Raw genomic sequence first — 12,175 nt, 5'->3', positions numbered from 1 at the left:
TTTCCGGCTGCGGAAGGTCAATGACTATCTGGTAATCCCTCTGCGCCAGCACGGCCTGCAACGCTGTCAAATCCTCTTCGCTCAGAACGTCCTGCTCCGGGTTTCGCAACAGCCACTGTAAATACGCCGCACTGGAGATGGCCCCCAGCGCGGTCATACCCAGCGGTACGCGATAGCGCCTGCCCAGCGCGGCAGCACGCTGCCAGCGGCCCGGCGTTGTATCGGTGTTTTGGGGCTCGCCCATCTCCACCACGGTCTCTGTTACCGGCGGGTTCAGCAGACGTGCGGCGGCCTCATGCGACGGAGGTTGCGCTGGCGCAGCTTCCTGTGGCGCTGCGCGGTAAGAGGCTGGTGCCGGCTGATGGTAGCTGCGCCAGAACGCATACAATGTGCCCAGCCACCAGATCCCCAGCCCCACGCCTGTCGCGACTTTTGCCACCCGCTGTGTCTCTTCTGAAGCCAGCCAGTCCATGTCATCCTGGCCCAGGCGGATAATACCTCCGCTCATGTCCATACCGGCTACCGGGCTGCCGCCTGGCAGACCAGCGGCTGGACGGAGGTCAAGCCGCCAGCGTCCGTCTTCACGCAGCACGCGCGGCGATGCCCCACTGGCGTGTGTCTCTCCGGGTTTTATCAGTCGCAGCACGCCGTGTTCCGCATCCGGCTCCACGCGATACATGCGTCCCTGCTCGCGAATGAACATCTCGCCGCCGCTGAGCCAGATATCCCCCTCTTCCCGCATGCCTTCAGGCGAGATACCCGCCATGCTCCAGCGCTCCGGCAGCCGCCGTGAGGTGAGCGGCCTTCTCCTGGCGTCGCCGGTCATTGCCTGCAGCAGGGTATCGCTTATCCATGCCTCAATGTTCTGCTCCAGTTGCCGGCGTACCTGCTGCAGCGCCGGGTGCTCGCTGACAGCAAGGATATCGGCAACCGCGGCGCTCCATTCCAGCCACGAGTTCCCCGTGGGCAGGGTCCGTTCACCCAGCTCTTCGCGGATCGCCGGCAGCAGTGGCAGTAACGGCAGCAAAGCGGAAAGCTGCGCCACGCCAGGCCAGAGCTGCCATTCCGGCTCCGATAACCACGCCTGCAGATGTGCCACCTCTTGTTGTTGCGTGCGCACATCTCTGCTTTCGAGGATCTTTTTCACCGACCAGGCAAGCATCAGGTTAAGGTAGTTCTGGTACCAGGGTTTCAGTTCGGGATAGTGCACCGCACCAGCCAGTACCCAGCGCAGCGTATCATCCGGCGTGGTGAGATCGCGTTGTAGCTGGAACGCGTGAATGGTCTGCAGTGTGCGCATGGCCTCCGCCGCCGACGGCGGCATGACGCCGGTCAGACGGGCCACCAGGTCCATCACCAGCACGTTGCCGGAGAGGTCTTCCTGCACAACCCGTAAAAAATTACCGAGCGTCGCGGCCCATGTCGGCGCCAGAAGGGTGCGCTGATACCAGTGCATACCGAGCCGGAACAGCGGCTCCAGCACCTGGCCACCTGGCATCCAGCGTAACCCCGCACTCACCGCCCCCGTCAGTACGCTACCGCGAAAAATACCGGCGATAAGATTTCCCAGCCGTTGGGCCACGGTCTGGTTCGGGTTAATTAGTTGCAGAAACAGACTGAACAACTCTGACGCCGCATCGCCACTCAGTTGCTCCCTCAGGGTGGTGAGATATGTTTCCAGTCCGGCCTGTGCCATCAGTTGTCGCAAATCCGGATTATGGATCTGTGTAAGCAGCCACTGTAATTGTTCATGGGTTGTGCCCTGCACCGGAAACGTACCCGCCTGCTGACTCAAGTGCAGTGCGCTGGTCAGTGCCTGACGGTATTCCTCCGGCAACCGGGGTAGCACGGTTTCGCGAAACAGCGGGTGCATTAACACACTCTGCAACCACCCCAGCATGGCCGCAGGCGTCGCCGGTTCTGGCCACGTCGGGAATGTGGCATCCTGCCACGGCGCAACGATGTGGCGGATTTGTGTCGCCAGTGTCCGCAATGGGGTTAAGAGTTCCGGCGCAATGGCATCACCCAGCGCCAGCACCTGCGCCAGATAATCCTCGAACGACAAGGAATGACCGCCAGAGAGCAGGCTGTTTAACGCCCCCACGATCAGCCTTCCCTGGTTGAACAACGCGTCCAGGTGCTCACGGATAAGACCCGGCAACCATGCTGCCACCACTGGCGAGTTCACCAGCGAACTCAGTGACTGCAACACCCGCTGCGTGCGTTCCAGCATAGAACTCTCACTGCCTTCCGGCTGTGCCAGCAGTGCAGCCACCTGCCGTTGCACAGCGCTGATAACCCCCACTGCCTCCTGCCATTCAACGGGGAGGTAGGGTTGTTGACGCAGCAACAGCGCAGCAACCTGCTGCATTTTTTCTGTTACGGATCCCGCGCTGGCATTGATCTGCTGTGTCTCTTCCCAGAGCGTTTCTGCCATCTGCCAGTAACCTGATGCGGTGATAATTGCCGCAATATTCACACGCAGTTGCGCTGCAAAGGGCAATGAATGCAGTAAGTCGGAGCCGAGCATGTCATGCACCGACTGCAACCTCTGTGGCAGTGTTCCCTGAGAAACACGCCGGGCATGTTGCAAAATAAACAGCAAGTCCTGTACCGCCTTAACCCCACCCTCCGGGAAAATATCGCTATAGCGCGTCATGAGCGTGGCGAGTTCGCCCCTGTCTGCCACGTCGTTCTGTTCCTGATAAAACGCGACGAAGCGCAGCACAAATTGGGCGCTTTCACGTACTTGCTCACGAATGCCGGGGGGAAGCAATGTCTCATGTTGCAGCATCGCCTCGGCGGCCTGGCGCAGCAGTTCCTCCCAGTCAAGACTCTGTGTGTCCAGACGTACCAGGCCCTGCCAGGCTTCAGCGGCCCCGGCGTAACTGTCGAGGAGTTCATCGAAGGTATTGCGGGCAATATTTGCCGTCATCTGCCATAACATTCCGCGAAAGGCGCTACCGGCACTGCGCGTGGCAGGAAGATCATCCTCCTCCGGGTGCCACTGCGGCGATGCCATGTCCCGGACGGCATCAGACACATGTTCAGCAGTTACTGATTGGGAGACACGGGCATATGCAGGCACGACGCCTCCTGTTATTGAATTGAAACAGCACGCTAATGTTTTAAGAATAAATAACTGGGTGACAATTGATACCAACGAACGGACAAAATCAGATATTTCATCTGATAATTGATAATAGGTAACACCGCTAGCCCGGAAGATAAAAATAATGAAAAGCGTAACTTAATAAATTAAATAACAACGTTCTTATAATTACTTATTTTATTAATTTTAATGCAGGGGAATATTGAGTGTGTTTTATAAAAATGAATAATAAAACACCCTGTACCGTGATGAAAAAACGCGCTAAGGAGACGATCCCAGGCGATAAAGCAAACATGCAAACAAAATATCATTTATAATGCCTGCGGTTTCAATACAGGTTCCATTTCCTCAGGAGTAAGGTGATGAAAAAATCACCCCTAAATCTGCCCGCCGGTTATTTCGGTATCGTGCTGGGTATTATCGGACTGGGTTTTTCCTGGCGCTTTGCCGCCACAATCTGGCCTGTCAGTATCATCCCCGCCACCACGCTTATCCTCCTCGCCATCGTGATCTGGGCGGTACTGATGACGGCCTTTCTTGTCCGGTTAGTGCGCCATCGTCACACCCTGCTGGAAGAGATAACCCATCCACTGAAAAGCAGCTTTGTGAGCCTGGCCCCGGCAACGTCTATGCTGGTGGCCATCGGCATAGTTCCGTGGAATTATCCCCTCGCCTTCGCGCTTTTTATCGTGGCCGTGACGGTGCAGCTCGCCTACTCCGCCTGGCAAACTGCCGGGTTGTGGCGCGGTAAACACCCGAAAGAAGCCACCACACCGGGCCTCTATTTGCCCACTGTCGCCAATAATTTTATCAGCGCCATGGCTTGCGGTGCGCTGGGCTTCAACGATGTTGGGATCCTGTTTCTTGGCGCGGGGTTGTTTTCCTGGCTGAGCCTGGAACCTGCTATTTTGAGCCGGATGCGCAACCTGGATGAGATGCCCCCGGCTGTCCGTACGTCGCTGGGTATTCAGATGGCTCCAGCCTTTGTCGCCTGTAGCGCCTGGTTAAGCGTCAACGGTGGCGAGGCGGATGTCTTCGCCAAACTGTTGTTCGGCTATGGCCTGTTGCAAATGCTGTTTATGATCCGCCTGCTTCCCTGGTACAGCGCCCAGACATTTAACCCGTCATTCTGGAGCTTCTCGTTCGGCGTCGCGTCGCTGGCCACCAACGCCATTAAGATTGGTCATGCCGCACCCGGCGGTGCGCTTTACTGGATGGCGTTCCCACTGTTTATCGGCGCCAACCTGGTGATCGCGTTATTGATGGTGAAAACCTTTCTTTTGCTGATTCGCGGAAAGTTACTGGTTCGGGGATAAGAAGAGCGCGCCAGGCTTGTTCCACCCGGCGCGCGTTTATTAAGGGCGCCGGAACAGCGCAAGGCTGCGCCCTACCAGTTCAAAATCGTGCTCGCCGGTGATGACGAACCCGTGTTTTTCCGTATCCGCCGTGGATAACTCCAGCACCCAGCCCCCTTCACCGATCTGTGGAATGCAAAACGGCACCGTCCCTTCAAAGGGATTAAAGAGCATCAGCACATCGTGCCAGATACCCGGCGTCGTTTGCAGGTCCGGGCGGCTGATATAGACACCCAGCGTCGAGCCTTCATCCCACTGTTCGGGAAGCTGTTCACCGCCGCCTGCGTTGTACCACTGTATAACCATACCATCGCGCCAGTTTTCACGGCGCAGTAGCGGTTGCGATGCGCGCAGCGCAATCACCTGCCGGGTAAATTCCAGCAGCAGCTCGCCGTTCCCTTGCTGGGCATCCCAGTGGATCCAGGAAATTTCGCTATCCTGACAGTAGCCGTTATTGTTCCCCTGCTGGCTGCGACCAAACTCATCCCCGGCCAGCAGCATCGGTGTCCCGTGGGAAAAGAACAACGTTGCCAGGAAGTTGCGTTTTTGCTGCTCACGCACAGCATTGATGCCGTCATCCTCCGTTACCCCTTCTGCACCGTAGTTGTACGAACGGTTGTCATTGTGCCCGTCCTTATTCTCCTCACCGTTGGCCTCATTATGTTTTTCGTTGTATGACACCAGGTCGTTTAACGTAAAACCATCATGCGCAGTAATGAAGTTGACACTCGCCCATGGGCGACGTCCGCGCTGATCGTATAAATCACCGGAGCCCAGCAAACGAGCGGCGAAATCCGTCGATACATTGTCGCCTTTCCAGTATTCCCGCAACGTGTCACGGTATTTGTCATTCCACTCCGCCCAGCCCGGCGGGAAGCCACCCACCTGATAACCGCCCGGACCAATATCCCAGGGCTCACCAATCAGCTTCAGTTTCGACAACAGCGGATCCTGCGTCATGGCATCGAAAAAGCCGCCGCGCTGGTCAAACCCTTCCGGCTCACGCCCAAGGATCGTGCCCAGATCAAAACGAAAGCCGTCGATATGCATTGATTCAGCCCAGTAACGCAGCGAATCCATGACCATTTGCAACACTCTGGGATGAGACGTATTGACCGTGTTACCCGTACCGGTGTCATTAATGTAATAACGGTGTTGATCGGGCAGCGTACGGTAATAGGAGAAGTTGTCGATGCCTTTAAAGGAGAGCGTTGGCCCCAGTTCATTACCTTCTGCCGTATGGTTGTAAACCACGTCGAGGATCACTTCGATACCCGCGTCATGAAATGCCCGCACCATATCGCGTACCCCCTGAATACCCCGCGGTCCGTAATAGCGCGTCGCCGGGGCGAAGAAACCGAGCGTGTTATAACCCCAGAAATTGCGCAGACCTTTGTCCAGTAAATGCTGATCGTCCGGAAACCAATGCACCGGCAACAACTCGACAGCGGTAATGCCAAGGCTTTTGATGTAATCCACCGATGCCGGATGCCCCATCCCTTCGAAGGTGCCGCGAAGCTCCGCTGGCAGCAAGGGATTTAGCTGTGTAAACCCTTTGACATGGGTCTCGTATATCACAGTCTGCGGCCAGGCAATGGTGGGTCGAGCCTGATCCTGCCAGTCAAAAGCAAAGGGATCGATAACCCGACAGCGGGGCGTAAACGGCGCGCTGTCTTGCGTATCAAATGTGAGGTCTTTATCTTCATGCCCCAGTTCGTAGGCATAATGTGCAGCATTCCACTGAATGTCGCCGACAATCTCACGGGCATAGGGGTCAATCAATAATTTGTGCGGGTTAAAGCGATGCCCATTTTCCGGGTCGAACGGACCATGTACCCGGTAGCCGTAAAGCGCGCCAGGTTGCAAGCCAGGAACATAGCCGTGCCAGATCTCATGGGTATTTTCCGGGAGATCCAGCCGGGCTATCTCCGTCTTACCGCTGGGATCATACAAACAGAGTTCCACACGTTGCGCATGCGCTGAAAACAGGGCGAAATTGACGCCCTCGCCGTCGAAGTTTGCACCGAGTTGTTGGCCATGCCCTGCCGTGATGTAAAAGCGTTTACCATCAGACATAGATTCCTCTTTATCGCCTGTAAACTCTCACCTGAGATAACGAGTGCGACTTGCACTCTTTTCTTTTATGCACTTACCAGCACGGCGAACGTAAACCCGCCGACCGATCGCAGTGTCACGCTGTTGGTCAAAAAAATCGCTTCACCGCTGAGAATGTCCCGATACTGCCGGTTCGCCAGTTGTGGGGGTAACACAATGCTGGCACCCGCCAGGCTGCCGTCCAGCGCGCCAAAAAGCAGACGCGGCGCCAGGACGATCAACGCCTGCTGGTTTTCAACACGGGCGAACGCGATCAGATTGTCGGACTGCTCACCTGAAACGGTGAGCGGCAGATAATCGCCACGGCGGAACAGCCGTGGCATCTGCTGGCGTAAATGCAGCAGCCGATAGATAAAAAACTGCTTCAGTTGGCCGCTCGACCAGCTTTCCTGTGAATGAGGGTCGGCCTGCTCTTCGGCCATCAACAACTGTTCCAGTTCTGCGTAATCCGGCATCAGCCGGTTATCCGGATCCACCAGACTGAAATTGAGCGCTTCACTGCCCTGGTAGATATCCGGCACACCGGGCGCGGTTAACTTAATCACGGTTTGCGTCAGACTATTCACCAGCCCGGCACGAATAAACGGCTGGAGTGAGGTGACAAAGTCCTGCAAAAACGCACGGTTGTTCGGTGACAACAAGTGGCGTGCATAGTCGAGTACCGCCTGCTCATAAGCATCGTTTGTCTCGATCCAGTCGGTACGCTGTTTCGCTTCACGCAGCGCTTTCTCAACAAATGTCACAAACCGCTCTTCCAGTGCCTGTAAACCTGCGGCGTCATCGGCTTGCAGATCAACCGGCCAGACGCCCGCCAGCGCCTGATAAATCATCCACGCCACCGCCGGGCGCGGCGCGGGGCCGTCGTCAAGTTGCACCACGTTCGCCTGATTCATCTGTCGCCAGCGCGCCACACACTCAGCCCAGTATTCGGGGGCTTCCGTCAGCGTATAGAGCCGCGCCCTGGCATCCTCCCCGCGTTTTGTGTCGTGCGTCGAGGTCGCAGAGAGCGCATCCGGTTGCTGCGCGAGCCGGGTCTTCATCTCCGCATGGAAACGCGCCAGTGAGAAAGTGCGCGGCAAGGGCTCCGCACCCACCTCGTTGAGCGCCAGATCCATGTTCTGGCGAAAAAACAGCGTATCTTCGACAGATTTGGCCATCAGCGGCCCGGTCAGTTGTTGAAAACGGGTGCGAAAACGCGTCGCCTCACTCGCCACGCTTTCCGCCACGCGGCCCGCTAAAACAGCGGCGAGAAAGTCGAGAGCCTGCGGATCCACTGCATGCGGACCGCGCTGAATGTTGTCCATCATCTTATGGAGCAGCGCCGCGTCTGCTGCGGGCAGACCTTGCGCCGTGCCATACGTGCGATAAACAGGAAATGCGATCAGTAATTCGCGAAGCGCCTGGCGCACCGCGCTCTCTGGCAGCGCCGGGGCTTCGCGACGTCCCATCGCCAGGGCAAGCGACAGCAGCGCAGTGAATTCTCCGTTGAAATTGCGGTCCACCATCAGCAGCTTTGCCGCACGCAGTTCTGACCGCATATCCACTGTTCGGCCGAGCTGTGCATGCCAGGCATCGCGTAACCGATCAATATTCGCATCGTCTACCAACACATCCGACAGCGCAGCAATAAACTCATAGCCGGTGGTGCCGGAAACCGGCCAGTCGCCAGGGAGCTGTTCACCCTTGCCGAGGATTTTTTCCACGGTCAGATAACAGTCCGGGCCAACATGCTGGCGTAACCGCGTCAGATAACCTTGCGGATCCGCCAGCCCGTCAATGTGGTCGATGCGTAAACCGTCCACCGCGCCACTACGCACCAGTTCAAGGATCAGCGCATGGGTATCGGCAAACACCGTCTCATCTTCCACGCGCACGCCGACCAGCCCGGTGATTTCAAAAAAGCGGCGATAAGAGAGCGAATTGGGCGCATCGCGCCAGCTCATCAAACGCCAGGGCTGGCGGTCATGCAATGCGGCGAGCTGCGCCTTGTCGCGCAGCCCCAGAATGGCGTGCGCTTCGCCCTGCCAGCTTCCTGCCACCAGCGGATAAAAATTGTCGTAGTAAACCAGCGCAGGCTGCCCGGTTACGGGATCGGCCTGCACCGACAACTCACCGTTTTCCAGTACCGTGTCGAAATCATCGCCCAGAAAAGGCAGCGTCAGCCGCTGCGACCAGTCGATATCGAAATGGTGGGCATACGCGCTCTTTTCGCCCCGGGCAATGACGTCGCGCCACCAGGCATTGTCCAGCGAAGCTGCCATATGGTTGGGCACAATATCCAGAATCAGTCCCATTCCCGCGGCTTTTAAGGCGCTGACCATGCGGTCAAACCCTTCACGCCCGCCAAGTGCCGGATCGAGTTCATTTGCATCCGTCACATCATAACCGTGCGTTGAACCGGGTGTGGCGGTAAATACCGGAGAGGCGTAGAGATGGCTGATGCCCAGCCGCTTCAGATACGGAATCAACGCGGTTGCCCCCCCGAACGTCATGCCATTGCGAAACTGCAAACGGTAGGTCGCGGTCGGTATATTCACAGGTGGTCTCCCTGATCCAGACGAACAATGAAGGCATCCGGCGGCAGATCATCGTGCTCAGCAGGCCAAGCGGCCAGCGTGTTACCGGGTAAATGCGGCAGTGGTTGCGGTGTCGCCCCCACATTGAACGCCAGCGATAATGTGCCCTGGGGCAAACGCCAACAGACGGCCACAAAACCCGGCGCGGTCGCTAACACCTCGCCACAGTGGCCTTGTGCACGGCTCAGCAACGGCACCACATGTTTTTGCCGCAACGCCAGCCAATCACGGGTTTGAGTTAACCACCTCTGCGCGGCCTGCTGCTCTAATGCTCCCCAGTCAAGCTGCGAGCGGGTAAACGTCTCGACGGCGTTTGGGTCGGGAACCGTTTCTCCATCGTGCCCGGCATGGCCTTTAAATTCCTGTGCTCGCCCTTCCCGTACAGCACGCGCCAGATCGCCCTGAAAATCGGTAAAAAACAGAAAAGGATGCGTCTCGCCATACTCTTCGCCCATAAACAATAGCGGGATGTGTGGTGAAAACAGCAGTGCGGCGAGCAGGACGCGCGCACGTGCCGCGCCCGCGAGGGTAATCAGTCTTTCCCCCTGGGCGCGGTTGCCCGTCTGATCATGGTTCTGCATAAAATCGACAAACGCCACGGGCGGCTGGGCACGGCTATCCACACCGCGCGGTTTTCCCGTCGACGGCGCGATGTCACCCTGAAAGGCAAACCCCTCGCTCAGCGCACGCGCCAGCCAGTTTTGCGGTTTGTCGGCAAAATCCTGGTAATAGGCGTGCGTTTCGCCCGTCGCAAGAACGTGGGCGGCATTGTGCACATCATCGTTCCATTCGGCGGTAAACAGTGGCACCGCCCCGTCTGGCGCGCGCGGGTGCAGCGCGATGATATTGCGGCTATCTTCGGTGGTCAGGTGGACAGGACGGTCAGTGATTTCCTCGCGAATGCGGCGGGCGATCTCCACCAGCACGGGCGGTTGCGCACTGTCCTCAATCTGATCGATAGCATCAAACCGCAACCCGTCGAGATGGAACTCGTTGAGCCAGTAAAGGGGAACATCAACGATATAACGCCGCACTGCGTCAACGTCATAGGCGATCCCCGCCCCCCAAGGGGTGTGGCGCTCCTGATGGAAAAAGTCCGGCGACAACAAAGGTAAATAATTCCCTTCGGGTCCGAAATGATTGAGCACAATATCCAGCACCACCGACAGACCGTAACCGTGAGCGGCATCGATAAAGGCTTTGAAATCATCCGGCGTGCCGTAGGCCGCATGCGGCGCATACAGCAACACACCGTCATACCCCCAACCACGGTTACCGCCAAACTGGGCAACCGGCATCACTTCAATCAGGGTGATGCCAAGCTGTGCAAGGTACGGCAGTTTTTCCATCGCTGCACGAAATGTTCCCTGTGGTGTAAACGTCCCTATATGCAGTTCGTAAATTACCGTCTCTTCCCACGGACGGCCCGCCCAGTGTGGGTGTTGCCAGCGGTAACGAGTGTGGTCGATGACGACAGAGGGGCCGTTAACCCCGGAGGATTGCGCGCGGGAAGCGGGATCGGGGATCGCCATCCCATCAGCAAGCACAAACTGGTACGCCGTACCCGGCGGCACATTAGCGACAGTGATATCAAACCAGCCATCGTCATGCCGCTGCATGTCCCGATCGCCGGTGGGTAGCCGCAGGGCAACGCGCTGCTGCCCGGTTGCCCATACGCGAAAATGCACGCTACCATCGGCAACGTACTCTGCACCCCAACCTTTGCGAAACGCTATCGACGCCATGCAATTACCTCTCCACGTGCCATGAAGAACAATCATAGACGATAATTTGCAAGGCCTGAGGCAAGCCACCCGACGACACCGGGCGGAAAGTGCGTTACTGCTGCTGTTTTTCTTCCATGGTTTTCGCTTCACGATACCTGCGGGACGGTGTTTCTTCGCCCAACGGCGACTGACGTTGCCTGCCATCATCCCGTTGATTGAGGTTTTCACCCACAGTTGCGAAATCATGCCCAAAATAATCCTGTTATTTCACGCCTCTTTTACGTTAACGCGTGGGTGAGGATATGTATGCGGCTTAACCATTATCCATGGCGTGTTATTTTTTGCGGGTCATTCGGGGGAGAATATTATTTAACGTCAGGTAGCGGCAGAGGTTATCCTCTGCCGATTTATTAACGCGTTGCAGTAAATATTGCCGTGCCGATTCGGGCAATGGCGTCATTACTTTGCGCCATCGTTGCGTTGGTTTCCGTTATATAAATGGATACGATCTGGGGTTTATTTTTTTGCGGCCAGACGATGCTGATAATGGAACGCGAACCATTGGCACCGGCGCCGGTTTTATCGCCAATCTCCCAGCCTGCTGGCAACACCGAACGCAACAGCGGATTAGCCACTTTATCGTCGCGCATCCACTGCACCAGTTGCGCGCGGGAGCGCGGCGTTAACACATCACCCAGCGCCAATTTTTGCAGGGTCTTGCTCACAGCAAGTGGCGTGGTGGTATCGCGTAAATCGCCCGGAATGGCGCTATTCAGCTCAGGTTCATAGCGATCCAGTCGCGTGACACTGTCACCCGAAGAGGCAATAAACTGCGTTATCGCCGCCGGCCCCCCGAGCTTTTTCGTCACCTGGTTGGCCGCCGTGTTGTCACTTTCACTGACGGCCGCGCTGCACAGTTGTTGCCAGCTCATGGTCGCTGGCGCAACGAATTTGCTGGTGACAGGCGAATACTCCACCAGTTCGCTTTGGCTGAACTGCGTGGTGTCATTCAGCGACAATTCACCTTTGTCGGCTTTACTCAACAACGCTCCGCACAGCAGCGCTTTATAGGTGCTGTTCAGCGGAAAGCGTTCATTACCGCGATAACTCACCGTTTCTCCGCTGGCGATATCCACCACGGCAATACCAATACGCGCGCCTAAATGCGCTTCCTGCAAGCGGGCAACTGCTGTCAACGTCGCGTTATCAATGGTGGCGGCATTTGCGGCGCAGACGCCGGAAAGCAGCAGAGAGCAGAGGGATTTCTTCGGGAAAAACATAGGTATAATC

The 12,175-nt window shown here is 57.1% G+C and carries 6 protein-coding genes; 1 reads left to right on the top strand and 5 read right to left on the bottom strand.

What is annotated here, in order from left to right; genetic code table 11:
- The coding region (locus tag GA0061071_RS16390; protein ID WP_139109670.1) for a hypothetical protein at positions 1–3,088 on the bottom strand (3,088 nt) is incomplete at its 3' end.
- Positions 3,089–3,474: 386 nt separating this feature from the next.
- Between GA0061071_RS16390 and tehA the strand changes: the two genes are divergently transcribed.
- Positions 3,475–4,428: a dicarboxylate transporter/tellurite-resistance protein TehA gene (gene tehA / locus GA0061071_RS16385; protein ID WP_088237530.1), complete on the top strand. Its 954-nt coding sequence runs from the start codon at positions 3,475–3,477 to the stop codon at positions 4,426–4,428.
- A 39-nt stretch (positions 4,429–4,467) separates the two neighbouring features.
- Here tehA and glgX read toward each other — a convergent pair whose 3' ends face one another.
- The 4 genes from glgX to bla all read right to left on the bottom strand — a co-directional run bounded on the left by glgX (position 4,468) and on the right by bla (position 12,165).
- Positions 4,468–6,543, bottom strand: a complete 2,076-nt coding sequence (glgX, locus tag GA0061071_RS16380) for a glycogen debranching protein GlgX (RefSeq protein WP_088237529.1) — start codon at positions 6,541–6,543, stop codon at positions 4,468–4,470.
- A gap of 65 nt (positions 6,544–6,608) precedes the next feature.
- Positions 6,609–9,119 (bottom strand): malto-oligosyltrehalose synthase, encoded by a 2,511-nt coding sequence (gene treY / locus GA0061071_RS16375; RefSeq protein WP_088237528.1) that lies wholly within the window; start codon positions 9,117–9,119, stop codon positions 6,609–6,611.
- Positions 9,116–10,903, bottom strand: coding sequence for a malto-oligosyltrehalose trehalohydrolase (gene treZ / locus GA0061071_RS16370; RefSeq protein WP_088237527.1), 1,788 nt, complete (start codon positions 10,901–10,903; stop codon positions 9,116–9,118). Before treZ ends, treY begins: the two co-directional genes overlap by 4 nt.
- Positions 10,904–11,295: 392 nt before the next feature.
- Positions 11,296–12,165, bottom strand: a complete 870-nt coding sequence (gene bla, locus GA0061071_RS16365; RefSeq protein ID WP_088237526.1) for a class A beta-lactamase — start codon at positions 12,163–12,165, stop codon at positions 11,296–11,298.
- Between the last annotated feature and the right edge of the window lie 10 nt (positions 12,166–12,175).

The sequence above is a fragment of the Kosakonia oryzendophytica genome (assembly GCF_900094925.1).
Taxonomy (GTDB): domain Bacteria; phylum Pseudomonadota; class Gammaproteobacteria; order Enterobacterales; family Enterobacteriaceae; genus Kosakonia; species Kosakonia oryzendophytica.
This window is presented reverse-complemented; position numbering and strand designations above follow the sequence as displayed.